The sequence below is a fragment of the Pseudoteredinibacter isoporae genome (assembly GCF_011602085.1).
GTDB lineage: Bacteria > Pseudomonadota > Gammaproteobacteria > Pseudomonadales > Cellvibrionaceae > Pseudoteredinibacter > Pseudoteredinibacter isoporae.
Genome location: NZ_JAAONY010000002.1, coordinates 690,697 through 716,716, shown reverse-complemented (window position 1 = coordinate 716,716; position 26,020 = coordinate 690,697). Strand labels below are relative to the sequence as shown.

The following is a 26,020-nucleotide window of genomic DNA, read 5'->3' as shown; positions in this document are numbered from 1 at the left end:
GATTGAAAGGGGATATTTACCGAGTGAATGCCGGCAATTTGCGCGCCCAAGCATTGTCATTTGCACTGGCCGTCCCCATCATGGAAATACATTCCAAACGATCCCCAAGAGAAAGATTATGAATCCCGAGCTGAGTCAACTGAGCGAAGAGTTATTAACGCGAGTACTGGACCCCGTGCTTCATAAGGAACTTAGCGCCTTAAATTGTTTGCAGTCACAGCTTGTTGAGGGAGAGCGTTTAACGCTTAAGCTGCATTTCCCTTATCCGATTAAGGCTTATCAATGGTCATTGGAGCAGCAATTACAGCAGGCTTTTAGTTTGCTTATTCAGGAAGATCCCCAAATCCCGGTAAAAGAGTTGAAGGTTGATTTCACTTGGTCTGCATTGCGTTGCCTGCCTGAAGGTATTGAAGGTCTGGAAAGCGTTGCCAACGTGATCGCTGTCGCGTCGGGCAAGGGTGGGGTAGGGAAATCCAGCACCACTGTGAACCTGGCTTTGGCTTTGGCTTCAGCCGGTGCCAGGGTCGGCATTCTTGATGCCGATATTTATGGTCCCAGTCAAAGCCATATGTTGGGGCTCGACGGCCAGAGGCCCCGAGTCAAAGCCGAAAAGCAAATGTATCCGCTGGAAGCGTATGGCATGGCGGTGATGTCCATGGCGAATCTGGTGACGGATAAAACCCCCATGGTTTGGCGTGGTCCGATGGCCGCCGGTGCCTTGCAGCAACTGCTGCTGCAAACCGCCTGGCCTGAGCTCGATTATCTTTTGATCGATATGCCCCCGGGTACGGGCGATATTCAGTTAAGCCTGTCCCAGAAAATCCCGCTCAGCGGCGCGTTGATTGTAACTACGCCCCAGGATATTGCTCTGATCGATGCCCTGAAGGGTATTGAGATGTTTAATAAGGTGAATGTGCCGATCCTGGGAGTGCTTGAGAACATGAGCAGTCATGTGTGCAGCAATTGCGGCCATAAAGAGGCCATTTTCGGTGAGGGTGGTGGCGAACGCATTGCTCGCCAATATGGCATCGAAGTACTGGCTCAGCTGCCGATCGACAAACAGCTGCGTGAGGATCTGGATTCTGGAACGCCCACGGTTGTTAAATCGCCCACTTCCCCTCTGGCTATGGCCTACAGTGAGGCGGGCTCCAAGCTGGCTGCGCAACTGTATTTGCAGGCCCAGCAGAGCAGTGGTGGCCCGGAGCTGGTCTTCAGCGACGATTAACCACGGTGTAATGCTGGCGGGCTCGGGATTCTTTATTGGCTCCTCGACTCGGCTTCCGGGGGCCATTTCCCAAACCCCTTCAAGCCCTTGAAAACGGTTCGCTTTTCCCCGTGCCTAAAACACTATATGATTCGGCCCACTTTTTCGCCCGGTGAAGGCCGGGCCGTTGAACGTTAACAGGAAATAGGAAAGAGGCAGTTTATGTCCATCAAGTCTGACAAATGGATGTGCCGTATGGCTGAAGAGCACGGCATGATCGAACCGTTTGAGCGCGAGCAAGTGCGTTACAACAGTCAAGGGCAGCGCCTGGTTTCCTACGGTACTTCGAGCTATGGCTACGATGTACGCTGTGCGGATGAGTTCAAGATCTTCACCAATGTGCACTCTACCATTGTGGATCCGAAGAACTTTGATGAAAACAGCTTCGTGGACATCAAAAGCGATGTCTGTGTGATTCCACCGAATTCTTTTGCCCTGGCGCGTACTGTGGAGTACTTCCGTATTCCCCGTAATGTGTTGACGGTGTGCCTGGGTAAATCCACTTATGCACGCTGTGGCATTATCGTGAATGTGACGCCCCTGGAACCTGAATGGGAAGGGCATGTGACTTTGGAATTCTCGAATACCACGCCGTTGCCTGCGAAGATCTATGCCAACGAAGGTGTGGCGCAGATGTTGTTTTTCGAATCGGATGAAATTTGCGAAACCTCCTATAAAGATCGTGGCGGAAAGTACCAGGGGCAACGTGGTGTGACTCTGCCACGCACCTGATTCACCGCTCCCAAATTCCAAATTTGTACATAATTTGCTCACTCGCCGGCTGGCGGGTGAGGCGATCCTCCGAAAATCATACTTTTTATTCCATAAATCCCGCCTTTCTGCTTCCTTTAAAACTATACAGTCCTACACAAAACTGCTTATTCATCATATAGTTAGCGGCGACTGTTGATATTATTTGTACTTTATCTGCATCTGGTACAGTCAAATACTGGACGATTTTCCTATCCCTCTACTATGATTGTTGTTGGGTGCCGGTAAATCGGAGCTGTCTGGTGACTGTGTGAAGAAAATGGCAGTCGAATTCTGAAAATGAGAGTACGTTCGGACAGTATTAAGTTTAGCGAGCTACAATGTCAGCGGTGAACAACTGATAAGATCGCTGGCAGCTTTGGTATCTAGCCGCCAATAAGCACCTTACCCACGTTGAAAGGTCCGTATTAAGGACTGCAAGTTGAGAAGAATAAATCAACGTTTTGGGTTAGGGCAGAGATATAGCCCAGTGCAATATGATGCTGGGAGTGAGCAGTTTTTCGGGGAATAGAAAGTGAAACGACGGGATTTATTGCTGGGTTTTGTTGCGGGTGCAGGTGTAACTGGAACAGGCTCTTACTTATTGCAATCACTGACCAAAGAGGCCGTGGATGAGTTCCCGGCGCAGGCGCAGTTAGGCGACATCGATCCAATTCCTCTCGATCCTCCGAGCGATGCCGAATTTGTCATGCCGCACCCTGCGGATGAAATTTCCCCATTAGCCAAATCATCAAGTCCGATTCCCCAGAATGCGGCTACTCAAAGCCCGCTCGAAGGTGACTTGTTCGGTGGTCAATCACTGACAGGAACCGTTATTCGCGATCAGAAGGTTGAGCAAGCGCCGGTACAACTTGATGCGAAAAGCGCCGAGCTGGAAAGAGCAATTGAGGCCCCGACTGAGACCCAGCCTGTTCAGGCTCAGGTGAGTCAGGATCGTGAACAGATTATCGTCCTGGATCCGAATGCCGAAGAGCAGGGTGTAAACCTGGAAAAGGTTCGCCTGTTTGAAAACGACTTCCATGATGATGTATTTCTACCGCCCGAGCAGCGACGCACATTGCTGTCTGTGGCATTGCGTTTGGGGCGTGTACAGAAGATTGTTGGCCACGGTAACTTTAATGTGTTGGGCTTTGATGAGGCGATTCGCTTCAGCAAAAAATACAGCAAGATTGGCCGCTTCACCGATGAAGAGCTGGCCTTTATGGAAATGATTTTTGAAACCCAAGCCAGTGAGTATGGCTTTTTTGGTGAAAAGGTTTCTGAAAGTCTGAGCGATCGTATCGCCAAAAAAGATATCGTCAAAGTACCGTATTCCGGGCACTACCTGTTCGCTGGCGATTCACTGAATTACTACAACAAATTGACGAAAGACGTTGGCAAAAACATTATCCTCACATCTGGTATTCGCAGCAATGTGAAGCAAATGATGCTGTTTTTGAACAAGGCTGTTGAATCCGAGTTTAACCTTTCCAAGGCATCCCGTTCCCTTGCGCCTCCGGGCCACTCTTTCCATGGAATTGGTGACTTTGATGTGGGCCGCATTGGTTGGGGCGCAAAAAACTTCACGGATCAATTTGCCGAAACCCGTGAATTCAAAAAAATGGAAGATCTGGGTTATGTACAAATCCGCTACACCTCTGACAATCGTCTGGGTGTCCGTTATGAGCCTTGGCACATCAAGGTCGTATAAAAGCTTGTATCACGTATAGCATGGGCGACGTCCTACCATTCAAACGCAAAACCGCTGCTGAAAAGCACAAGGGCAAAAGCCTGTGCCGCAGCGGATTCCACAAGTGGAAAATTTGTTCAGCCAAGCAATTCGATGTGAAGCAGGGTAAATTAGTTACCCGCTATCGCTGCGAACGTTGTGGTGCCGAGAAGGTTGAGGCCCATTAAGCTTCTCAAATGCCTGTTCAAGCTGACTATTTCACCCTTTCCCCAGGCCGCTGTTTATATCACTGTCATTTAAAGCTGGTATAGTGTCCTATTGAACAAAAACCGATTTACCTATTAGGGAGTTATCTGTGAGTACCATCCGCCGTACCAAAATCGTTGCCACCCTCGGTCCATCTACCGACGCCCCAGGCGTACTGGAGCGAATTATTAAGGCCGGAGTCAATGTTGTGCGGATGAACTTTTCTCACGGTAGCCATGATGATCATCGCTTGCGTGCTCAGCAGGTTCGTAAAATTGCGCGCAAGCTGCATCGTACCGTTGCGATTCTGGGAGATTTACAAGGCCCCAAAATCCGAATTGCCCGTTTCAGTGATGGCCCTATCGAGTTGGCTTTAGGTGACGCTTTTGCGCTTGACTCCAGTCTTGAGCGTGACGCAGGGAATCAACAGGAAGTTGGCATCGACTATTCCGATTTGCCAAAAGATGTTTCTGCGGGTGATCGCCTGTTATTAGACGATGGGCGCGTGGTGCTCGAAGTCACCGGCGTTGATGGCACCCGAATCGAAACCAAAACCGTGGTTGCCGGAAAGCTGTCGAACAACAAGGGTATCAATCGTGAGGGTGGCGGCTTGTCCGCTGAAGCGCTGACAGAAAAAGACCGTGCCGATATTAAATTGGCCACTGAAATCAAAGTCGATTATCTGGCCGTTTCTTTTGTACGCAGTGCCGATGATATGAATCTTGCGCGCCGTTTAATGACTGAGGCCGGTGGCGAAGCCAGCTTGGTCGCCAAAGTTGAGCGAGCCGAAGCCGTTGCTGACAAAGAAGTGCTTGATGGCATTATTCAGGCATCCGAATGTGTGATGGTTGCGCGTGGTGACCTGGGTGTGGAAATTGGCGATGCTGAATTGATCGGCGTGCAAAAAGACTTGATCAGTCGCACTCGCAAACAAAATCGTTTGGTGATTACTGCGACTCAAATGATGGAGTCCATGATCGACAGTCAGTTGCCCACTCGCGCAGAAGTGTTTGATGTGGCTAACGCGGTGTTGGATGGTACCGATGCGGTCATGCTGTCGGGTGAGACCGCCGCAGGGCAGTTTCCGGTTGAGACCGTGGAGGCCATGGCTCGCATCATTATTGGTGCTGAACGTAGTCCGGAGATTCAGCAGTCCCATCACCGTTTGCATCAGCAGTTTGATGCCGTGGATGAATCGATTGCGATGGCGGTTATGTATACCGCGAATCACCTGGAAGGTGTGAAAGCCATTATCAGTCTGACCGAAACGGGCAAGACACCACTCTGGATGTCCCGTATCAGCTCCAGCCTTCCGATTTTCGCGTTCACGGCGCAACAGGATGCCGAAAATCGTATGGCCATGTTCCGTGGCGTGGTGCCGGTCACCTTCAATACCTTAATTGTGCCGCCGGAAGAAATGAATCAAGCCGTGGTGAATGAATTGCATCGTCGTGCTGTGGTTGAAGTAGGTGATTTGGTGATTCTTTCAAAAGGCGACTACATCAATGTTCATGGTGGCACCAATACCATGAAGATTGTTCGTGTTGGCGATGCGATTGCCTAGTTCGTTTGCCATTGAAACAAGCAGCGCCTGCCCGGGAAATGGACAGGCGTCATGCTGAAAATTTCGAATAATGTTTTCCTTGCGGATGAAGAGATTGAACTCAAGGCCATCCGCAGTCAGGGCAGTGGTGGTCAGAACGTCAATAAGGTGTCTTCGGCCATCCATTTGCGCTTTGATATTCATAAATCCAGTTTGCCGGAATTCTACCGGGAGCGCTTGTTAACACTTCAAGACCAGCGTATCAGCAAAGACGGGATTATTGTGATCAAGGCGCAGGAGTACCGCAGCCAGGATAAGAACCGAGTGGCCGCGCTGGAACGTTTACAGAGTTTAATTCGCTCGGTTTCCTATACCCAAAAGAAGCGCCGGGCCACTCAGCCCAGTCGCGCGGCAAAAAAGAGACGTCTGGATAGCAAAAACAAGCGCGGACAGATTAAAGCCAACCGCGCCAAGCCAACGTTTTAGGCCAGTACCAATCGATAGTTGTTGAATGCTACGGGCTTCGAAATGGTCAAATCCAGTGGATTCTGCCCCTCATTGAAGTTTGCCAGATACGCCCCAAGCTGATGTTGTTCAGTGTCGCTCATGGACTGATAATGCTGCAGAATTCTTTGCAGCATCCATTGGCCATAGCTCAAGCTCATCTGCTGTTCGTTCACATCGCCAATGGTAAAATCTTGCATGCCTAGCATACGAGGCACCGCTTCTCCCGGCGTTTTATCCGCCGCCCATTTACCGAGGTTTTGGCTGCTGCGCAGCAGAGAAGGCCAAAATTCCTTAAACAATCGATTCAGAATACGTTCAAGTATTTCAGGAATCTCATCATTCGCCAGAAACTCACCTTCGACAGTGGCGGATTGATTCATGCGTTCTACCCACTCGGCAACTTTGGGAGCTTTGGTACGCATCAATTTGCCAGGATAGGGGTCACGATACAGGTGAGCATACAAAGGCCCCATCAAACCGAAGTCCCCCAGGCTGGGGCAGCTGCCCAGCAGAAAGTCCTGTTGGCTGAACAGTTCATTTAACTGCCCAAGAAATTCTTCGTACCAGGCTTCGATTTCGGGAATGCTCTTTTCGGTAATACCCAGGGGTGCAACATAGCCGGAAAATTTTTCGACGACCTTTTTGCCCAGCCAGCGTTGGATAAACTTGGGCCAGCCGGGTGCGACGCTGGAGCCGAATTCACCTTTGATGAATTCCAGATTGTCATCGGGAAAATTCCAGCGATAATGCATGGCGGGCAGTCTCAGCCATTCGTCACCATACAACTCAAAGAGCAGGGCAACCATCTTCTGTTTAGGAGACTGCGGCAGGATAGCTTTTGCTGGAAATCGCTGCTCGCAATAATCCAGAATCAGGCTACTGTCCTGCCAGTATTCATTTTCCGGTGTTTTCACAACAGGAATCATGCCGACGCCGGTTTGGGGCAGAATAATTTTCTTATACACCTTCATTGACGAAATTTCTTCCTGATAGGGGATGCCTTTGTAATTCAGGTAGGCGCGCACTTTGCCGGTGTACAGGGATGCCGGGGAGCCATACAAGGTGTAGTGTTCGGTCATTTGGATATCCAGGTGGCTGTGTTATTGCTTTTATCTAGCGTAATGCCAGCCATTATAGGGGCAGAACACGGATTTTCCGATGGTCAAAGTTGCCCTGGCTTGGGTAGAAATTAACGCTTTGAAATATTCAGTAACCAAGGAACATCAGATTTTCTACTGAAGTAAGCGGAAAGTTTTTGAAAGAAGGCGAAGGACTAAAAATTGCCAGGCCTTGCGGCCTGGCACTCGGCAGGGTTGCGTTTACACGCTAATTCGAATGGTGTTGTCGACAAAGCTTAGCAGCTTGCCGGAATCGATCAGTTCGGCGGCTTGTTCGATGTCTGGGGCGAAATAACGATCTTTATCGTAAAAGGAAACCAAAGCACGCAATTCGGTTTTGGCCTGCTCCAGAGTTTTGGAACTCTTCAGTGGTGCGCGGAAATCCAGGCCCTGACAGGCCGCCAGGAATTCCACTGCCAGAATGCCGGCACAGTTTTCGGTCATATCCTGCAAGCGGCGTGCGGCGAAGGTGGCCATGGAAACATGATCTTCCTGGTTGGCGGAGGTTGGCAAGCTGTCAACCGATGCCGGATGGGCGAGGGTTTTGTTTTCGCTCGCCAGAGCAGCCGAAGTTACCTGGGCAATCATGAAGCCGGAGTTTACGCCGCCGTTGTTAACCAGAAACGGTGGCAGGCCACTCAGTTTGGAATCAATCAACAAGGCCATACGACGCTCGGACAGGGCACCGATTTCAGCGATTGCGATGGCCAGATTATCGGCCGCCATGGCAATCGGTTCGGCGTGGAAGTTGCCACCGGAGATAATGTCATCGTCGGCCTGGAAAACCAGAGGGTTATCAGAAACCGCATTACATTCGGTCAGAATAATGTCCGCTGAATTGCGAATTTGCTGCAAACAAGCGCCCATCACCTGGGGCTGGCAGCGCAAGGAGTATGGGTCTTGTACTTTCTCGCAGTTTTCGTGGCTCTCTTCAATCTCGGAATGATCCAACAGCGCACGATAAGCCATGGCCATATCGATTTGGGTTTGATGGCCGCGTACAGCGTGGATGCGATGATCGAAAGGTTTGCGAGAACCCTGTGCTGCGTCAACACACAACGCGCCGATAACCGTGCCTGCAGCCAACATGTTTTCAGCAGCAAACAAACCTTGCAGTGCCAGTGCGGTAGACGCCTGGGTGCCGTTCAGCAGCGCCAGGCCTTCTTTTGGAGCGAGAACCAGTGGCTCAAGGCCGGCCAGTTCCAAAGCCACCTTGGAAGAAATCACCTGGCCTTGATAAAGCGCTTCGCCTTCGCCCAGCAGTACACAACTCATGTGGGCAAGCGGAGCCAAATCACCACTGGCACCAACGGACCCTTTTACCGGGATACAAGGATAAATTTCCTTGTTCAGCAGGGTGATCAAGGCTTGAATCACTTCCAGACGAATGCCTGAAAAGCCGCGTGCCAGAGAGTTAATTTTCAATACCATCAGCAAGCGTACGGTGGCTTCACTCATGAAGTCGCCTATACCGGCGGCGTGGGAAAGTACGATACTTTTTTGCAGCACTTCCAACTCTGAAGCGTCGATGCGCGTGTTAGCCAGCAAACCGAAACCGGTATTAATTCCGTAAACCACGCGATCTTCCTCAATCACTTTGGCAACGGTGGCGGCCGATTTTTCGATGTCGGCAAAACAGCTTGGGTCCAACACGATATTGTGTGGTACCAGATCCAGTTTCTTCAGTTGGGTCAAATTTAATTGGCCCGGTACGATACGTAATTCTTGCATGCTCGTTTCTTACCTCGCTTTATTGATCCAACATGGGAAGATTCAGGCCGTTTTCTTTGGCGCAATTAATGGCAATGTCGTAACCGGCATCGGCGTGACGCATCACACCGGTAGCGGGATCGTTCCACAGCACCCGGCCAAGGCGTTGCTCCGCAGCATCGGTTCCATCGGCAACAATGACAACACCTGCGTGCTGGCTGAAGCCCATGCCAACACCGCCACCGTGGTGCAAGCTTACCCAGGTTGCGCCACCAGCCGTGCTCAACAAAGCGTTCAGCAGTGGCCAATCGGATACGGCATCGGAGCCATCTTTCATGCTTTCGGTTTCGCGGTTTGGGGACGCAACGGAGCCGGAATCCAGATGATCACGGCCGATCACGATAGGCGCTTTCAGTTCGCCGTTTTTCACCATCTCATTAAAAGCTTTTGCCAAACGAGCGCGATCTTTTAAACCCACCCAGCAAATACGCGCCGGTAAGCCCTGGAATTCAATGCGTTCGCGAGCCATGTCCAGCCAGTTGTGCAGATGGGCGTCATCTGGAATCAATTCTTTCACTTTGGCGTCGGTTTTATAAATGTCTTCCGGGTCGCCGCTCAAGGCTGCCCAGCGGAAGGGGCCAATACCTTCGCAGAACAGGGGACGAATGTAGGCCGGCACAAAACCCGGGAAATCAAAAGCGTTTTCCACGCCGACTTCCTTGGCCATCTGGCGAATGTTGTTGCCGTAATCCAGTGTGGCGGCACCGCGCTCTTGCAAAGTCAGCATGGCTTGAACTTGTACAGCCATGGATTCTTTTGCGGCTTGTACCACGGCCGCTTCGTCTTGCCTGCGCATCTCGGCGGCTTTTTCCATGCTCCAGTTTTGGGGCAGGTAGCCATTGAGAGGGTCGTGTGCACTGGTCTGATCGGTAACAACGTCTGGAGTGATATTGCGCTCTACCAGTTCAGGGAAAATGTCAGCAGCGTTGCCCAACAAACCAATCGAGATCGCCTGGCCGTCTTGCTTGGCTTCTTCGATCATGGCCAGCGCTTCGTCGAGGCTGCGGGCTTTTTTATCGAGGTAACGGTTGGACAGACGAAAATCGATGCGACTCTCATCGCACTCAACAGCGATCATGGAAAAGCCGGCCATGGTTGCGGCCAATGGCTGAGCGCCACCCATGCCGCCCAAGCCGCCAGTCAACACCCACTTGCCACTGGCATCGCCATCAAAGTGTTGGCGAGCAACCGCACCAAAAGTTTCATAAGTGCCCTGAACAATGCCCTGGGAACCGATGTAAATCCAGGAGCCGGCGGTCATTTGGCCGTACATCATCAGGCCTTTTTTATCCAACTCGTTGAAGTGTTCCCAGTTGCCCCAGTGAGGAACCAGGTTGGAGTTGGCGATCAATACGCGAGGCGCATCGGCGTGGGTTTTGAAAACACCAACAGGCTTACCGCTCTGAACCAACAACGATTCGTCGTCTTCCAAATTAGTCAGTACTTCGACAATTTTATCGTAGCAAGCCCAATCGCGGGCCGCGCGGCCAATGCCACCGTACACCACCAAATTGGCGGGGTGCTCGGCCACTTCCGGGTCGAGGTTATTCATCAACATGCGCAGGGCGGCTTCGGTCAACCAGCTTTTGGCGGTTTTTTCGCTACCGGTCGCGGCTTTAATTACGCGCTTTGGATCATGACGAGAGTCAGTGTTCATAAATCACCTATTATCTGCATGGCCGTCGCCGGCCAAATGTCATCGGGCTTGTGACCCGCTTGTATCAATTTTTTGTGTTAAAGAGCGGTGGTTGAGCTACCGCAGGAGCCAAGAGAAATTGTTTACTGTTTTACGTGACCGCCCAGGCAATAACGATCGCCGGGATGAATCAAACCTGCCAGGCTGACCACGCCTTTGGCAGACCAGGTACGGCGACTGACCTTTAAGCAGGGCGCGGTTAAATCAATGCCGAGTGCAGACGCCACCTGCGCATCCACCAAAACTGCTTCGATTTTGTGGCTGGCTTCAGTCAGCGGCGCAACCTGGCTGAGATAGGCATTGGGTGTGCTCTGGCTGAAATCCTGCTGCAAGTATTCCGGAGCCATTGCCGGATTCACCAGGCGGTCTTCCCATTGCAGGGGCACATCGTCTTCATAATGCACAATCACACTGTGAAAGAGTTTGCTGCCGGGCGCCACGTTCAACAGCCAGGCCTGTTGGTCATCGGCCTCGCAGCTTTCCATTTTCAGAATTTCGGCACGGTAGCGATGACCGCGCTGCTGAACTTCATCGGCAATATTGCGAACTTCCATCATGGAAGCGATTGGGCGCTGCTCAGCAACAAAGCTGCCCAGGCCTGGGGTGCGCACAAGCAAACCGGCTTCTGTCAGGGCCTGCAGGGCTCGGCGAGCGGTCATACGGCTGACATCAAACTGCTCACAGAGCTGATTCTCCGAAGGCACACGGTCACCTGGGCGAAGGTCGCCCTGGTTAATACGAGATTCGATATGTGCCTTGATGGTTTCAAACCGCGGTGTTGCCATAAATATTCCCTGCGCAGCAGCTTTTACAAGGCTGCGCTTTGCGTTCAATCGTTCTGTAATCCAGCTTAGGATTAGCTTGTCTATGGTTGTATATACAACTAGAATGCCATTAACTTGTCAATGCTGGCAAGACATAATGTGAATAATCTTCGTGCGGTCTCCTTGGCCGGCGACCGTAAAAGGCCTGAATATGCTGGAACAGCTGATTGAAAATGTTCATTTGATTACCCTGGACCCCGAGCGAGAAGGGGCCTATGGCCTGTTGCCGAATGCCTGGTTGGGCATTCAAGAGGGCAAAATCCACAGCCTCGGTCAGGGCGACGCGCCTGAGGCCGAGATGACGGTGGATGGCCAGGGGCAGTTTCTGAGCCCGGGACTGATCGACTGTCATAACCACCTGATCTGGGGAGGCAATCGGGCTGAAGAATTCGAATGGCGTTTGCAGGGACGCAGCTATCAGGAAATTGCCCAGGCGGGCGGTGGCATTGCCAGTACTGTAAAAGCGACCCGTGACGCCAGTGATGAAGAGCTTTATCAAGGCGCCGCTGAGCGTTTACAGACCTTGCTGGACGAAGGTGTAACCACCGTTGAAGTGAAGTCCGGTTATGGGCTCAGCCTTGAACATGAACTGAGAGTGTTGCGAATTGCCAAACAGCTGGGCGAGGCGTTTCCAGTGCAGATCAGTACCACCTTACTGGCTGCCCACGCGCTGCCACCGGAATTCAAGGATAACAGCGACGCTTATATCGATCTTGTTTGTGAGGAAATCATTCCCGCTGCGGCCGGTGAAAATCTGGCAGATTGCGTGGATGTGTTTTGTGAGGGGGTAGGGTTTTCTCCGGAGCAGTGCCGACGTGTTTTTGAAAGCGCAAGGGCTCACCGCCTGCCTGTGAAGGGACACGTTGAGCAGCTCAGCGATTTGGGTGGTGCCAAACTGGTGGCGGAGTTTCATGGTTGGTCGGTAGACCATATCGAATATTTGCGTCCGGAGGACGTGCCCAGTCTCAAGCCATCGGGAACGGTTGCGGTATTGTTGCCTGGCGCCTTTTATTCGTTAAAAGAGACACAGATGCCGCCTATCCAAGCGTTGCGCGAGGCAGGTGTGCCAATGGCCGTTGCGACCGATTTGAATCCGGGCACATCGCCTCTGGCCTCCTTGCGTTTGGCTATGAACCAGGCGTGTGTGTTATTTGGTTTGACGCCGGAAGAAAGTTTGCGTGGCGTGAGCCAATATGCCGCTCAGGCTTTGGGTTTGGGTAAACAAAAGGGAATATTGCGCATTGGTTTTGACGCTGATCTGGTGCTGTGGAACATCAAGCATCCGAGCGAACTCAGCTACGGTTTCAATCTGGTGAAGCCTGCGGCCGTTCTGCGAAACGGTGCCTGGATATAAGCGTCGCAGAAACCGACATAAAACCATGAGAACGAACACAGGTGATTTAAAAGAGGTGCTCGATGTACACGCCTTTTCAGTCTGAATTATGGCAAGGCCGAACCGATACAGAAGAAGATCGCCCGGCTCCGCGCTGGCATGAAGTGGTCAAAGCATTTGATGAAGATCTTAAGGGGTTGCAACAGGCGCCGGTGGTGCTGGGCTTTTCCTGTGATGAGGGCGTACGCCGTAACAAAGGCCGTACGGGTGCCGCTGATGGCCCCGACGCTTTGCGCAAGGCCCTGGCCGGATTGAGTTGGCAGCCCATTACTTATCTGGGCGCGGAACTGCATGATCACTTGTACGATGCCGGCACAGTGAACTGTGTTGCTGAAGATATGGAAGCGGCGCAACTGGAATATGCTCACCGTCTGGCTCATATCGTTCAGCGAGGTGGCTTGCCAATTGGATTGGGCGGAGGTCATGAAATTGCTTGGGCGAGTTACAGTGGATTGGAAGCGGCCCTGCGTCAACAGGGCAAAGACGTTGCAAACCTGGCCGTATTGAATATTGATGCCCATCTGGATTTGCGCAAACCCGCAGAGCAGGGTTCTTCCGGTACGCCGTTCCGCCAAATCGCCGAGCATCGTGAGTCTCACGGTTGGGAAGTGAACTATGGTTGTTTGGGAGTGAACCCAAGCGCCAATACTCGTGCCTTGTTTGATTTCGCAGCAGACAAAGATGTGTATTGGCGAGCGGATCTGGACTGCACCGAATTGGATTTGCCGGCTATCGATCTGGCTTTACGCGATTTCTTGAGTGATAAATCCGGCTTGTACCTGACGATCTGCCTGGACGCCATTTCCGCGCCTTTTGCACCAGGAGTGAGTGCACCGTCTGCATTGGGCCTATCGCCGAATGTGGTGCTGCGAATCATTCACCAGCTGCGCCAAATGTGCGATGAATTATCTGTGCCGCTGTATCTGGTGGATGTGGCAGAAATGAATCCACGTTTTGATATTGATGGTCGCACCGCCAAATTGGCCGCGCGATTGATTCAGGCCTGTGTAGAGTAAAGAGCAAATCGCTTTAAACGGGAGTTTGCTGCTCGTCAGCGAACTCCTGATTATTCATTCCTTTTTTGACTATTCATTCTCGTCTTCTGGGTAGTCTTCTTCTTCGTCCTCTTCATCATCATCACCATCGGGAATGGCAGCATCAACTACCGCAACTGTACCTTTTACCGCGACTTTACCCACACCAACGACGGTGGAGGCCGCGGCATCGGCAATGGCGACAACGGTACAGCCCTGTATCAGAGAAATGTGAACGAAGAATAAAATAAGCAATAAAAATCGGGAGCGAGTAAACATCATTAAAAGCGCGTAAACCGGTGCAAAAATAGGCCGCTAATACTGGCAGCAACGCAAAGGAAAAACAATGGCCAGATATTAACCTGGCTGTTGCTATCGGCCATTAACTGGCCAATAAAAAAAGTACCCAGACCACCACCAAGAATCATTGCTGTTCCATTGAATATTCCCGAGCCCTGGGCGACCAGATGTTGGGGGAAGAGCGTTTGAACAATCGGGTGTTCACAGGCGGTAAACGCCGTAATGCAGCATACACCCAGTGTAAACCCCATCATCGTGACAAACAGAGAGGCCTGATTAAAAGACAGGAAGAGCGTTAGCCCCCCGAGAAAAAAGCAGATGGCGGCATTGCGTGAACGGCGGCTGGTGCGATCACCGAGCCAGGAAAAGAACAGCAAAGCCAGCAGGGAAAAGACATAAGGAATCGTATTCAAATAGGCCAGATCAGAATACTCCACATCCTGTCGGCTGGAAAGGTAACTGGGCATCCAGTTGCTGATTCCGACGGCAAGCATATTATTGAAAATGCCCATGCATTGTGCCGCGATATAGGCCGGGCTGCGAATTACCTGCCAGAGGGCCTGGCGCTGTTGTGCGCCGGTATTGTCGAAGGCATTTTGCTCCGCTTGCTTTGGCGGATGATCCTGTACGATGAAATACACCAGAGGCAAGCTGAGTACCAATCCTGCAATGGCCAACAGATGAAAACCGCTGCGCCAACCCAATTGGTGCATGACCGGCACGAGCAGGAGTGGGCCGGTCAGAATTGCCATAAACAATCCGGCCATCCAAATTCCTGTCGCGCGACTGCGTTCACGATCCTCGAACCAGTTTTTGGTCAGCTGATTCATCATCGGCACATGAGTACCCTCAGACACGCCCAACAAAATTCGACTGGCAACAAATAACAACAGAATATGACTGAATATTGCGCCGAGAGAGGTAAAAATTGACCATAAAACAATAATGATCAATAAGCTTCGACGAGGACCGAGTTTGGCCGCGAATGGCGTCAGGAATAAATTGGCGAGCCCATAGGCCAGATAAAAACAACTCATCAACAAGCCGCCATAGTACTGCTTGTCGCTCAGGCTCCACTGCATTTCTTCAGCGATCAGGGGCAGAGCCAAACTGATGTTCATACGGTCGAGATAACCGATGTACATCGTAATCATTAAAACAAGAGGAATCCGCCAACGCCCTGGGGATACTGCCTGGGTGGGCAGGGCTGTGCAATTATCTGTAGGGGGAATCTGGGGTGCAGGCATAATGCAGCATCTCAATCGGCAATCCCGCCGGATTTATTGTTATAGGTATTCTATCGACACGCTCTGTTTCTGATCGTTCAAAAGCCCGAGAAATTTACCGAAGTAAATCTCTCAAGCAATTGCGAAGGGCTAAACTGTAATCTTTATCCCGCCAAATGTTAAGTGCTAAACATGCGGTTTACGAATTCGGTGATCAGTTGATCACGAATCTGATGGGGCATCGCATTGAGAAGATTATTGACCTCGTCCATATTTTCCGGTGCCTCAGTGCCATCACCGCCAAACATGGCGGCCAGGTCGCTGAACAACTGCGGACTGGGGTTTTCGAACAGAGCTGCGATTTCTTCGGGCAAATCCACCATCGCCGTTTGCGCATCGTCGGTGTCCAGCTCGGCAACGCAGGCCCGCAGATCCGAAAGGAATTCCCGGAAGCCTGCTAAATTCCCGTGACTGATGGTCAGATGAATATTCGCTGGCGACGCACCAAAGGCAAACTGAGGTTGAATATACCAATTGCGTTTCTTCATTCGTTCGGCAAGCTTGAAGACATCAATTTTATCTGAACTGAACGCCAGCAGATTCATTTTCGAATCCCCCAGTAATTTCAGTTGCGGGATATCGGCAATGGCGCTGCGAATTTCCTCAGAGGCTGACTGGGTTTTCTGCACCAGATCCAGATACCCTTGCTTGCCCAGCTTATTCATAATGGCCCAGCAGGCGGCCACTGGACCGGCGCTCTTGGTCGACATGACGGTCGGGTTAATCACCGAATAGCCACTCCATCCCGACCAGGCGAAATATTGATGGCGGCGCATTAACTGACCGTGCTTATACAAAATGGCCGATGCGCCCTTCGCGGCATACCCGAGCTTGTGAAAGTCCATGGAAATTTGCGTAACGCCGGGAACCGACAAATCAAAGTCACCGGTATCAAAACCCAGCTCATTGGCGAAAGGCAGATACATCCCTCCAACACAGCAGTCAACATGGAAAAGCAGATCATGCTTTAAGGCAATTTCGCCCAACTCACGTATTGGGTCGATGACCCCGTGGGCGTATGAAGGGGCTGACGCGACCATCATAATCGTATTCGCAGTAACGGCTTCTGCCATCGCAACGGGATCGGCTGTAAAACTCACCGGGTCGACCGGGATGACTACGGGTTTAACATCGAAATAATGGCAGGCTTTAAAGAACGAGGCATGCGCCGTCTCAGGAAGCAGCAACTCTGGCAGGCTAATCTCAGGTTTATTTTCACGGGCATAGTCACGCGCGGTCTTCACCGACAGCAGCAGACTTTCTGTACCGCCACTGGTAAATGTCCCTTCGGCTTCTTCACCACCGTTCATGAGCTCAATGGCCATGCGCAGAACATCTTTCTCCAGCTCCATGGCAGACGGGAAGGTGGTTGGGTCCAGACCATTTTCGGTCAGGTACATATTGAAAGCGTCCTTGAGCAACGCCATCGCTTCTGGTCCGGCATCATAGACATAGGAGAACACCCGGCCCTCACGCCAATTCAAATCCTTATTCTGACGTTCCTTCAGTTCTGCGAGAAGATCGTCGCTGTCACGGCCCTGTTGGGGAAATGCTGATGTATCGCTCATTGGGTCAGTCCCATATTATTCACCCTGTTGGTACCATGGTACCAACAGGGTGAATAATAAGACAAGTCAAATGGGGGAAGTGATCATTGGTTTGTGATGGATTTCTGTCGGGCTTTTGAATTGGAGGTCTTGGCGTTTGCAGAGCCGGGTGTTGGGGCCTGAATTCGAGGGCTTCGGAGGCAGGACGCCGGAGTAGAGCTACAGGGACGTACTTGTGCGTCCCTCGAATTCAGGCCCCAACACCCGGCTCGGTCTCAGTGCCACCAATTTTCTTCATTGGGTTGTTGCTTATCCCTTGACCAGCACCCGCACCCCCGTTAGTATGGCGGCACTTTCATCCAGAGAGTGGCATTTCGCCATCGCCAACCTGCCAACTTGGGCAAGGTGGTTGCTGAGAAGGAACGACATACGAGCGTTCCCAGCGATGAGGCTAGCCGATAAGCAAGAACAAAATTGTTCTGCAATCGCTAGCAACAAAGCAAGGCTACAGGCATAACGAATATCGAGCCCTCACTGGACGTGTTAACAACACCCAACCATTGAGGGCTTTTTTGTGGCTGACTGTTTGAACAACGCGTTCAACCCGAAACGTAACTCCGACCAATACGCCGAACCGCGAATGTGAAGCTCCATGAGAGAACTTTACCGGGCCGTAGCGGCCCATCGCGACGCGTATTATCAGGAGACAAGCCATGACAAAGGCAATCGATTTTTGGGTTCGACCCAACAGCCCCTATTTGGGCATATCCCCCGAACGATGTGTGCAACAACTGCATCGCCAGAACTGTTTCAAAACCGGCGTGTTGATACATGACAAACTGTATCTGTACCTAACCGACGGAAAAATTCCAGGACGCAAAGGGACCATCTACGCCGTGATCGCGTATAATCCCCAGAGCAAAGAAACCCTTTGGCAAAATAACTACCCATGCTTGGAAGAGGCCCTGGAGCAATGCCAACAGCAAGTGAATGCACTGAGCTTGCAGACTCCCTGTCAACAAAACGAGGCCCAAGGCAACGCGGCTTAACACAGATACCGCAACGTGGCGTAAAACAAACGCAAGCGCACAACACGGGTCGCCCGCAATGAACACCATGCAGCGTTACCTGGGGGTTGTCGGCAGTGCCTCTTTTGCCAATGGAGTGCAAGTGGTGCTGTTGCCCTGGCTGGCACTGCTGAGCCTGAATTCCTCTGCACAGGAACTGGGCTGGGTTCAAGCAAGCGTACTGTTGCCCAGCTTGTTACTGATGCTGGTCGGAGGCGTGCTCGCCGATCGTTACCCCAGCGTAAAATATCTCGCCGGATTGTATGCCGCGCTTGCCTTAGCGCATTTTTCCCTGCTCGGATTATTGCACGCCAAAAACCTGCAACTGCCCGCATTGATCATCTACGGCATGGTGATAGGCGCCATCAATGCTTTTATTCAACCACTGCGCGAACGCTTACTGGCTAATGTCTCCAACACCAGCGTACAACGTTCCGTAAGTTGGGCGAGTTTTTTTCAATACAGCCTGCAAGCCAGCGGCGTACTATTGGCCGGGCAACTCGATCAAATTGGCATTGGCCCTGTGCTGGCGTTGCAGGTATTGGCATTACTCGTCGCAGCGGCATTGTGTTTAAGTCTGGGCGAAGTCAAAGCCAAGCGTTTTGAACTGGCAGCCTGGTCCTATGGATTAGCTTACTGCTGGCGCAATAAAATCACCCGCAACCTGACGGTACTGGTCGCCTTTAATGGCTTCCTGCACATCGGAGCGTTTGTTGTTGTATTGCCCTTGCTGGTTCGGGATGTGTATCAACGCAGCGCCGATTTTTATGCCTGGCTGCAACTCAGTTTTGTTTTGGGCACCATTATTGCCACCATGGGATTGATACGTCGGGCGGAAGTACAGCGACCCGGCCGAGCCTTGTACCTTTGTGTGTTCTACGCCGCCTTAATCATGTTGGCCATCAGCGCGGGGCCATTATTAAGAGGCCTGTTTATTCTGGTCTTTCTTTGGGGGCTTCTGACGGGAGTGTCCGCAAGTCTCGGCCGAAGTTTAATGCAAAGCCAGGCTCCACAATCCTTGCGTGGACGTTTGCTGTCGATTTACCAACTGGCCCTGTTTGGTTCAGCGCCATTGGGCGCGATTGCCGCCGGTTATGGCGCCGAGCACTTTGGTTTGCAAATTGTTTTACAGGTATCTGCAGGCGCGAGCATTTTGTTGTTTGTATCCGCGTATTTTCTGAAAAGTTTGTGGGCCGTTGAGCAAAGTACGAATAAAAATCCAGACCCCGAGAATTCGGCGCCTTAAGCTCAGTAACTTCTTAAAAAGAATTAAATCTGCCCACGAAACGCAATCAAGCTCGCCGTCACGGCGACGTTTAGAGATTCCACCTGATTGTTCATTGGAATGGCCAACATCTTATTGCAGCGTTCGCTGACTACATCACTCACGCCATGGGTTTCATTCCCCAAGACAAAAATATTGGCGGTGTCGCTAGGTACATCTTTCAGTTGAGCGTTGGCGTGGGATGAAAGTCCGTAGACATCGGCGGGATGCTGGTCATTCTGTCGGAAATCTTCCAGGCAGCGGTGCAACTGTTTGCAGCGCAAAATTCGCGTGCGGAACAGGGTGCCGGTGCTGGCCTTGATGACAAGCGCATCGAGTTTGGCGCAGCCTTTTTCAGGAATGATCAAACCGTCGACAAAACCCGCGCAGACCGAACGAATAATCATGCCCAGGTTTTGCGGGTTGGTGATGCTGTCGACCGCAAGCAGTTGATAATTCGATCTGGGAGGATTGGCCAAGAAGTCTTTGTAGTTGCCATAGGCCTGGCAAATCAGATCGGCTGCAACCCCCTGATCCTGCTTGGCGTTTTTCGAGATGCGCGAGAGGCCCTGGCGATCGTGATAAACAATTTCGGCTCCACGAGCATTGGCCAGCTGAATAATCTCTTCCACAATGCCGTCATTGCGATTGCTTTTTGCCAGATGCAAACGATGCAAATCGACGCTGTTGTCTTGCAAAGCCTCCAGAACTGGCTTGCGTCCAAAGATGGTCAGCAGGCTATCGAAGAAGCGTTTACGTTCGAGATACTCAGGGCTGTCGTTTTGATTCATAACATCGAAAAGCATGTGCGGTTTTGGAAAGGGCGCAGTATACCGGCATTGCGGTTAAAACTGACAGTTTCTTGGCCCTTGCCGATGATTTTCTGATTTTGAGCTGGAACGGGGTGCAGCCGCCGTAAAAAGCCGGTATGTTTGCTCTTCACATAATTTATTACTGTCCATTGCCACCATTCATAAAATTTATAAGGGGCTATTTCATATGAACATTATCAAGCGGGAAGATATCGAATCGGTTGTCGGTCAGGTTTCCGAGCCCAGCCCATGGCACACCATCACCCAGGATCAAATCAATGTCTTCGCTGACTGCACTCTGGATCACCAGTTTATTCACGTCGATCCGGAAAAGGCCAAGCAAACCCCATTTGGTACCACCATCGCCCACGGCTTTTTAAGCTTGTCCATGTTGTCGCATTTTGCCGAGAGTTGTGGCTTCGTGATGGAAGGCACACAGATGGGTGTGAACTACGGCTGTGATAAAGTGCGTTTTCTGGCCCCGGTAAAGGTGAACAGCCGAATTCGTGGTGTGGCGAAACTGCAATCCATCGAAGAGAAGCACCCCGGCCAGTTTATGATTAAATCCGAGTACACGGTTGAGATTGAGGGCGAAGATAAACCCGCCTTGATTGCCGAGTGGATTGCCATGGTATTTGTTGCCTAAAGGCAGTAGAGAAAACAGTTTTGACAATTGCTGGAACGAGGAAGAGCAATGAGTGTTGATTTTAGCGGCCGCGTGGCCATCGTAACGGGTGCTGGCAACGGCTTGGGTCGCAGCCATGCATTGGAACTGGCCAAGCGCGGCGCCAAGGTCGTTGTCAATGATTTGGGTGGCGCACGTGATGGCACTGGCGCGTCCAGTGCTGCGGCCGATGAAGTGGTGAATCTGATCACCGAAGCGGGTGGTGAGGCTTTTGCCCACGGTGCCAATGTCGCCAAGTTTGATGAAGTGGAAGATATGGTCAAACAGGCCATGGAGCGTTGGGGTCGTGTTGATATTCTGATCAACAACGCGGGTATTCTGCGTGACAAATCCTTCAGCAAAATGGCGCTGGCTGACTTTCAGCTGGTGATGGATGTCCATCTGATGGGCACAGTGAACTGCTGTAAAGCGGTTTGGGAAATCATGAAAGAGCAGCAGTACGGCCGCATTGTTATGACCACTTCATCGAGCGGCCTCTATGGTAACTTTGGTCAGACCAACTACGGCGCGGCCAAGATGGCGGTCATCGGTTTGATGAATACGCTGGTACTTGAAGGTCAGAAATACGATATTCGCGTGAATGCTCTGGCACCAACCGCCGGAACTCGCATGACCGAAGACCTGATGCCGGAAGAAATCCTGGCTATGTTGAAACCGGAATCGGTTACCGCAGGTGCACTGACACTGGTGACAGACGATGCGCCGAACAAGTTTATTCTGTGCGCCGGTGCTGGCGGTTATGCCGCTTCCAAGATTGTCGAAACTGAGGGTATCTTCCTGCCGGAATCCGAGCAGAATCCTGAGGCCGTATTGGCCCAGTGGGATGCCGTGGTTGCCAGTGACGGAGACCGTGAACTGGAGAGCGGCGCCAAACAAAGTGAGAAGTTCCTCACAAAAGCCATGCAGGCTTTACAGGGGGCCTAAGTCCAAAATACAGCTAAGTGTTTGACCCCTCTCGAAAAACCGGCGGAAGTGCATTTCGCCGGTTTTTTTATTAAGGTTTTTCCTGTGTAACTTAACCCGCTATTCTTTCGTCTAATCGTAGGTAATAACCCATTTGGCTCATAGGGGCTTCGGGTCATGCTATGGTTAATCTCCAAATTCATATTGTGGGGGCAGTATGCGAATAACAGGAAGCAAGGTTGCTCGTTGGAAGCAGCCCATAATGATCAGTGCCGTATTACTCATGGGTACGGCTGGTATTGCACATTCCAAAGCCTTGGACAGTGGCAGCGATGCCCCCAACGCGTTGGCGATGACGCATGTTGAAACCCAGTGGCAACAGCAAGTCGGCCCGCAGTTCTGGCAGACAGGTTCTATCATGGGCGGAAGTGCCTATGCGGAGCGCAGCAAGCCAATGTCGCTGTCCATGTTTTCAGTCAGCAACGCCACCCAAAGTCAGGCTATGGCCTACAGTGCATCGGCACTCAGTATTGCCTTTGATTTTGCGCCAAAGCGTTGTGAAGATCGCCGTTTGATCCAGTGGCCAGCACCTGGGCATTGGGGCGACCTGGCGCTCATCCGCAATGCGGCATTTTCCGGAGACTGGGCGGAAGTGTTGAGTTTGTCGCTGGCGCAGATCAGAGCGATTCCAAATTATTCCTCGGTTTTGGCTGAGCACATTAACCTGATTGCCAATCGCCATCTTGAGTTTCTGGTGGACTACAAACGTCGGCTGTTGAGTTTTGTCTGGCCATAAACAACTGAGTTAGGACGCAAACCTCAGCGCAACACATACTGGCCCATATACAAAAAAGCCCGACGATAATGTCGGGCTTTTTTGTTAAGAGCGTTAGCAAAATACGCTTAAGGGTTTACTCCCTGTTTTTGCGCTTCCAGCTTGCGGCGATACTTGGACTGAATCACGTCCACAATCACCAGCACCGTTACCGAGAAGTAGAAGGTTGCTTTGGACATTGGCTCAACAGCGTGACCAAAGAGCTTCAGATGCGCTTCATGGCCACCTTCACCCAGCAGCACAACACCAACAATCAACAAAATAAATAAACCCAGCACTTCGTACTTGCGATTCTTTTGAATAAATTCAGTTACCCGATCCGCGAGCAGGTACATGGCGGCACCGGAAACCAGAATCGCGACCGCCAATACCGCAAAGACATCGGTAATCGCCAGGGCAGAAAGAATCGAATCGAAGCTGAAGATCAGGTTCATAAAGACGATCATGGCCGTCACTTTCATGGCTGAGCTGGCGGTACGTTCGCTGTGCTCGCTGGCTAAATCGTCAATGGACAACAAATGGAAAATCTCTTTGACCGCCGTATACATAATAAAGGCGCCGCCAAAGAGAAATACAATCGTGGCGAAATTAAAGGACCCTTCAATCACACCGGTCCATTGAATATCAAAGAAGGGTTCGGTCAGTGAGGAGATCAGTTTGATCATCACAAACAGCAATATGACTCGCAAGGCAACCGCGATAATAATGCCCCAACGTCTTACAGCCGCTTGTTGAGCTGCTGGTGCGCGTTGGGATTCAATGGAAATGTACAAAAGATTGTCAAAGCCCAGTACGGCTTGGAGAAAGATCAATACCGCCAGATTGGCGAAATTTTCGACGCTTAGAAGTTCGGCCATGAAAACATCCTGATGTTTTACGGTTTATTGTGGGGAGCTATTGTAAATAGCCTAATGCATGCTGGCTATACATTGGCTTAACCGATTGGGCTTGCCAGGTATTTGCCTTGATAACTGGCGCTGGGGCTTTGTTGATCCAGCTTGTTTACGGGATAGATATCGACGCTGACGGTCACTTTGGCTTTGGGCTCCTGCGACAGGGTGTTGCAAAAAGTTTGGTAATCCTGTGCGTCAATTCGAGCCACACTGTAAAAATCCTGCTCAATGGAGGCGGTGAAACGTTGCTCACTGTGGTAGACCACGACCTGAGCGGGCCTGCCCAGATGCCGGCTCAACAGTGTCACCAAACTCCAGCCCGAGAGGGTGGCCAGAGTCGCAATGCTGCCACCAAAGGCGGTTTGCTTGTCATTAATATTGGGTGCGAGAGGCAGGTCGGTAATGAGTTCAGCGCCGAGTTCCGGTGCGCAATTGAAGTGTCGGAATGCGAATCCCATGTGTTGGCTTAGGGGAATGTCCCGATGAATTTCGCGGGTGAAGGCATCTAATGGCATTACTTTTTAACTCGATAGGGGTCTCGGTCGCCAAAAACCGGCAGGCCCCAATGCCAGTATATGGCGGCCAGCCGCAGACAGAAAATAAAACTCATGGAGGCTGCCATACTGAGTAACTGACTGAGCCCCAGTATCTGCAACACAATGTAGGCGGCACTGCCCAGAATGCACACCGTGGCGTAAAGCTCTTGCTTCAAGATCATCGGTGTATCCTGCACCAGAACGTCACGCAACATACCACCGGCGACGCCGGTAAAGGTTCCCATGATAACGGCAATTAAATAGCTGACCCCGACATCCAGTGCTTTTTGCGTGCCGACAATAACAAAAAATGCGAGGCCCAATGCATCTGCGGTTAACAGCACCCGCTTGGGCAGGTCGCCATAGATGCGCAATACAATAACGGTAAAAAAGGCGGCAGCAGCGATGGTGTAAAACACGCTGTTGTCCTGAATCCAGAATACCGGAACGTCCAACAAAATATCTCTTAGGGTTCCGCCACCAATGGCGGTTAATGAGGCGAGCACCAAAACCCCGAAACCATCAAGTTGTTTACGATGCGCCAATAGTGTTCCAGAAGCGGCAAACACGGCAATGCCCAGAAAATCGAATATTGCGAACCAGAGTTGGCTTGTCATTCTTCAAATATTCCACGTAACTTTTGAAGTTTAGCGTTTAGCTCTTCGCTGTTGTCCCGTTGCAACGCCAGACGAGTAGTGTACTTTGCCATATCACGGTAAAGCTCTGCCAGTTCCGAGTCGGTATCGTTCAGAGCTTGCCATTGAGCACTGACAAAATCATGATCACCACGCGCAATTGGGCCGGTGAGGGCGGTGGCCGGGCCCTGTTGGCGAATGTTTTCCAGAGTACCTGACAGCAGTGGTTGCAACAGAGTGTCCGCCAGCTTTTGATCGATACCTGCAGCGGCAAACGCCTGATAACTGGCCTCCATCAGCGGGGCAAGATAATTGCAGGCAATGACTGAGCCAGCATGATAGAGCCACTTATTGCCCTCAATCCTAAAACATTGTCCGCCAATATTTTCAAAAGCGGGTCGCAAGATGTTAAGTGCATTCTCATCACCCTCACAGGCACAATGGCTGCCAGCAAATTGAGTGACGGATTGTGCGGGGCGGGCAAAACTGTGTAAGGGGTGAATGCTGGCCGTGAATGCGCCTTGCTGTTTTAAAAGGGTGAGTTCGTCACTGGACAAAGCCCCACTGCAATGAAAAACAATATCGCCTGGGCGAATCGTATGTTTGAGTTTTTCACAGGTATTGGCGAAGGCGCTGTCCGGTGTCGCAATTAACCAGATATCGCAGGGATGTAACTCTTCAAATGTGTTCGCGCATATTGCGGATTCGGCACCAATAAAGTCCCTGGCTTCCAGGCAAGACTTTGCGCTGCGGCGATAAATTTGCTCAAGCTTGAAACAGGCCTGATCGTGCCACAGTTTTGCAAGTGTTTGCCCAAGGCGGCCGGCACCGATAATTGAAAGGGAGGCGGGCATAGAAAAGGGATCTCTTTGACGATCAATAAATGACGCCATTATAGAGTGCCCGAGAGTAGGCGTCAGCCGGGGCCGCCCAGTTGTGCCTGGAAATGGCCCGGCTCAGTGTCTGTTTTGAGTCAAAACACTCGAAAACAATCAGTGGCTTTCAAGTAAGGCTTTCAGCACATGTTTACGACTGATCAAACCGATCAGTTTGCCGTTTTTAACGACGGGGTAGTTTTTGGGCTTGCCGCTCATCATCACTTCAGCCAATTCGATGATGCTCGTGCCCGGGTCTACGGTAACCGGGTTGCTGAACATCACGCTGGTGACGCGGAGGGGGGCCTCCTGATAGAAGGAACCGTTCAGCATATCTTTCATACAGTCGTGCTCGGAAACAAAACCCACAACCTGTTGTTGCTCATCCACCACCGGGGCGCCTAACACTCCGGCAGACAGCAAGCTGTCCACGGCTTCGCGAATGTTCGCGGTATGGGGAATCGCATGTGGATCGTGGTCCATAAAATCGGCGATGGTTAAGCTTTTGACGGCCAATTCCATAATCAGCTCCTTTTGCCGGAAATGG

General features: G+C 51.4%; 26 protein-coding genes and 1 riboswitch. Of the genes, 13 read left to right on the top strand and 13 right to left on the bottom strand.

What is annotated here, in order from left to right; translation table 11 throughout:
• The first annotated feature begins 118 nt into the window (after nt 1-118).
• The 6 genes from apbC to arfB all read left to right on the top strand — a co-directional run bounded on the left by apbC (nt 119) and on the right by arfB (nt 5,979).
• A complete protein-coding gene (apbC, locus tag G8768_RS11665; protein ID WP_166846858.1) occupies nt 119-1,225 on the top strand; it encodes an iron-sulfur cluster carrier protein ApbC in 1,107 nt (368 codons plus the stop codon).
• A 201-nt stretch (nt 1,226-1,426) separates the two neighbouring features.
• A complete protein-coding gene (dcd, locus tag G8768_RS11660; RefSeq protein WP_166846861.1) occupies nt 1,427-1,996 on the top strand; it encodes a dCTP deaminase in 570 nt (189 codons plus the stop codon).
• A gap of 553 nt (nt 1,997-2,549) precedes the next feature.
• A complete protein-coding gene (locus tag G8768_RS21290) occupies nt 2,550-3,725 on the top strand; it encodes a D-alanyl-D-alanine carboxypeptidase family protein (RefSeq protein ID WP_166846864.1) in 1,176 nt (391 codons plus the stop codon).
• A 20-nt stretch (nt 3,726-3,745) separates the two neighbouring features.
• Entirely contained in the window at nt 3,746-3,931 is a 186-nt protein-coding gene (locus tag G8768_RS11650) for a hypothetical protein (protein ID WP_166846866.1), read from the top strand.
• 128 nt (nt 3,932-4,059) lie between these two features.
• On the top strand, nt 4,060-5,514 hold the full coding sequence (gene pyk / locus G8768_RS11645; RefSeq protein ID WP_341801002.1) for a pyruvate kinase: 1,455 nt from the start codon (nt 4,060-4,062) through the stop codon (nt 5,512-5,514).
• Nucleotides 5,515-5,565: 51 nt separating this feature from the next.
• A complete protein-coding gene (arfB, locus tag G8768_RS11640; protein ID WP_166846869.1) occupies nt 5,566-5,979 on the top strand; it encodes an alternative ribosome rescue aminoacyl-tRNA hydrolase ArfB in 414 nt (137 codons plus the stop codon).
• Here the strand turns inward: arfB and G8768_RS11635 are convergent.
• From G8768_RS11635 to hutC, 4 genes are all read right to left on the bottom strand, one after another.
• Nucleotides 5,976-7,079: a glutathione S-transferase family protein gene (locus G8768_RS11635; protein ID WP_166846871.1), complete on the bottom strand. Its 1,104-nt coding sequence runs from the start codon at nt 7,077-7,079 to the stop codon at nt 5,976-5,978. The genes arfB and G8768_RS11635 overlap by 4 nt on opposite strands.
• A gap of 240 nt (nt 7,080-7,319) precedes the next feature.
• The gene (gene hutH, locus G8768_RS11630) at nt 7,320-8,849 is read right to left on the bottom strand and encodes a histidine ammonia-lyase (RefSeq protein WP_166846875.1); all 1,530 of its coding nucleotides are present in this window, start codon (nt 8,847-8,849) and stop codon (nt 7,320-7,322) included.
• Between the two features lie 19 nt (nt 8,850-8,868).
• Nucleotides 8,869-10,545, bottom strand: coding sequence for a urocanate hydratase (hutU, locus tag G8768_RS11625; protein WP_166846880.1), 1,677 nt, complete (start codon nt 10,543-10,545; stop codon nt 8,869-8,871).
• Nucleotides 10,546-10,667: 122 nt separating this feature from the next.
• Nucleotides 10,668-11,369 (bottom strand): histidine utilization repressor, encoded by a 702-nt coding sequence (gene hutC, locus G8768_RS11620; RefSeq protein ID WP_166846883.1) that lies wholly within the window; start codon nt 11,367-11,369, stop codon nt 10,668-10,670.
• Nucleotides 11,370-11,520: 151 nt separating this feature from the next.
• On the opposite strand from hutC, the gene hutI reads away from it, so the two are divergent.
• Together hutI and hutG are read left to right on the top strand one after the other, a co-directional pair.
• Nucleotides 11,521-12,762, top strand: a complete 1,242-nt coding sequence (gene hutI, locus G8768_RS11615) for an imidazolonepropionase (RefSeq protein WP_341801001.1) — start codon at nt 11,521-11,523, stop codon at nt 12,760-12,762.
• Nucleotides 12,763-12,824: 62 nt separating this feature from the next.
• Nucleotides 12,825-13,817 carry a formimidoylglutamase gene (gene hutG / locus G8768_RS11610; RefSeq protein WP_166846886.1) on the top strand — a complete coding sequence of 331 codons (993 nt, stop codon included), beginning with the start codon at nt 12,825-12,827 and terminating at the stop codon, nt 13,815-13,817.
• A gap of 69 nt (nt 13,818-13,886) precedes the next feature.
• Here hutG and G8768_RS11605 read toward each other — a convergent pair whose 3' ends face one another.
• The 3 genes from G8768_RS11605 to G8768_RS11595 form a co-directional block, all read right to left on the bottom strand.
• Nucleotides 13,887-14,117 carry an NF038104 family lipoprotein gene (locus G8768_RS11605; RefSeq protein WP_208020162.1) on the bottom strand — a complete coding sequence of 77 codons (231 nt, stop codon included), beginning with the start codon at nt 14,115-14,117 and terminating at the stop codon, nt 13,887-13,889.
• Nucleotides 14,117-15,382 (bottom strand): MFS transporter, encoded by a 1,266-nt coding sequence (locus G8768_RS11600; RefSeq protein ID WP_166846889.1) that lies wholly within the window; start codon nt 15,380-15,382, stop codon nt 14,117-14,119. The genes G8768_RS11605 and G8768_RS11600 overlap by 1 nt, the downstream gene beginning before the upstream one ends.
• Nucleotides 15,383-15,540: 158 nt before the next feature.
• Nucleotides 15,541-16,989 carry a pyridoxal phosphate-dependent decarboxylase family protein gene (locus G8768_RS11595; protein ID WP_166846892.1) on the bottom strand — a complete coding sequence of 483 codons (1,449 nt, stop codon included), beginning with the start codon at nt 16,987-16,989 and terminating at the stop codon, nt 15,541-15,543.
• A gap of 329 nt (nt 16,990-17,318) precedes the next feature.
• A riboswitch (SAM-I-IV-variant riboswitch) is annotated at nt 17,319-17,448 on the top strand.
• Between the two features lie 233 nt (nt 17,449-17,681).
• On the opposite strand from G8768_RS11595, the gene G8768_RS11590 reads away from it, so the two are divergent.
• Together G8768_RS11590 and G8768_RS11585 are read left to right on the top strand one after the other, a co-directional pair.
• Nucleotides 17,682-18,017, top strand: a complete 336-nt coding sequence (locus G8768_RS11590; protein ID WP_166846895.1) for a hypothetical protein — start codon at nt 17,682-17,684, stop codon at nt 18,015-18,017.
• Nucleotides 18,018-18,075: 58 nt separating this feature from the next.
• On the top strand, nt 18,076-19,281 hold the full coding sequence (locus tag G8768_RS11585) for an MFS transporter (protein ID WP_166846898.1): 1,206 nt from the start codon (nt 18,076-18,078) through the stop codon (nt 19,279-19,281).
• A 23-nt stretch (nt 19,282-19,304) separates the two neighbouring features.
• Here the strand turns inward: G8768_RS11585 and G8768_RS11580 are convergent, their stop codons facing one another.
• Nucleotides 19,305-20,105: a TrmH family RNA methyltransferase gene (locus G8768_RS11580; RefSeq protein WP_243749490.1), complete on the bottom strand. Its 801-nt coding sequence runs from the start codon at nt 20,103-20,105 to the stop codon at nt 19,305-19,307.
• 193 nt (nt 20,106-20,298) lie between these two features.
• Here G8768_RS11580 and G8768_RS11575 point away from each other — a divergent pair, with 193 nt between their 5' ends.
• From G8768_RS11575 to G8768_RS11565, 3 genes are all read left to right on the top strand, one after another.
• Nucleotides 20,299-20,757 carry a MaoC family dehydratase gene (locus G8768_RS11575; protein ID WP_166846901.1) on the top strand — a complete coding sequence of 153 codons (459 nt, stop codon included), beginning with the start codon at nt 20,299-20,301 and terminating at the stop codon, nt 20,755-20,757.
• A 48-nt stretch (nt 20,758-20,805) separates the two neighbouring features.
• Entirely contained in the window at nt 20,806-21,720 is a 915-nt protein-coding gene (locus G8768_RS11570; protein ID WP_166846905.1) for an SDR family NAD(P)-dependent oxidoreductase, read from the top strand.
• Nucleotides 21,721-21,916: 196 nt separating this feature from the next.
• Nucleotides 21,917-22,495 carry a hypothetical protein gene (locus tag G8768_RS11565; RefSeq protein ID WP_166846908.1) on the top strand — a complete coding sequence of 193 codons (579 nt, stop codon included), beginning with the start codon at nt 21,917-21,919 and terminating at the stop codon, nt 22,493-22,495.
• Between the two features lie 107 nt (nt 22,496-22,602).
• On the opposite strand, the gene G8768_RS11560 is transcribed toward G8768_RS11565, so the two are convergent.
• From G8768_RS11560 to G8768_RS11540, 5 genes are all read right to left on the bottom strand, one after another.
• Nucleotides 22,603-23,391, bottom strand: a complete 789-nt coding sequence (locus G8768_RS11560) for a TerC family protein (protein ID WP_166846910.1) — start codon at nt 23,389-23,391, stop codon at nt 22,603-22,605.
• Between the two features lie 77 nt (nt 23,392-23,468).
• Nucleotides 23,469-23,942, bottom strand: a complete 474-nt coding sequence (locus G8768_RS11555) for a YiiD C-terminal domain-containing protein (RefSeq protein ID WP_166846911.1) — start codon at nt 23,940-23,942, stop codon at nt 23,469-23,471.
• Entirely contained in the window at nt 23,942-24,580 is a 639-nt protein-coding gene (locus G8768_RS11550; protein WP_166846912.1) for a trimeric intracellular cation channel family protein, read from the bottom strand. The genes G8768_RS11555 and G8768_RS11550 overlap by 1 nt, the downstream gene beginning before the upstream one ends.
• Nucleotides 24,577-25,452 carry a Rossmann-like and DUF2520 domain-containing protein gene (locus G8768_RS11545; RefSeq protein ID WP_166846913.1) on the bottom strand — a complete coding sequence of 292 codons (876 nt, stop codon included), beginning with the start codon at nt 25,450-25,452 and terminating at the stop codon, nt 24,577-24,579. The genes G8768_RS11550 and G8768_RS11545 overlap by 4 nt, the downstream gene beginning before the upstream one ends.
• 138 nt (nt 25,453-25,590) lie before the next feature.
• Nucleotides 25,591-25,995, bottom strand: a complete 405-nt coding sequence (locus tag G8768_RS11540) for a CBS domain-containing protein (RefSeq protein ID WP_166846914.1) — start codon at nt 25,993-25,995, stop codon at nt 25,591-25,593.
• Nucleotides 25,996-26,020 lie beyond the last annotated feature (25 nt).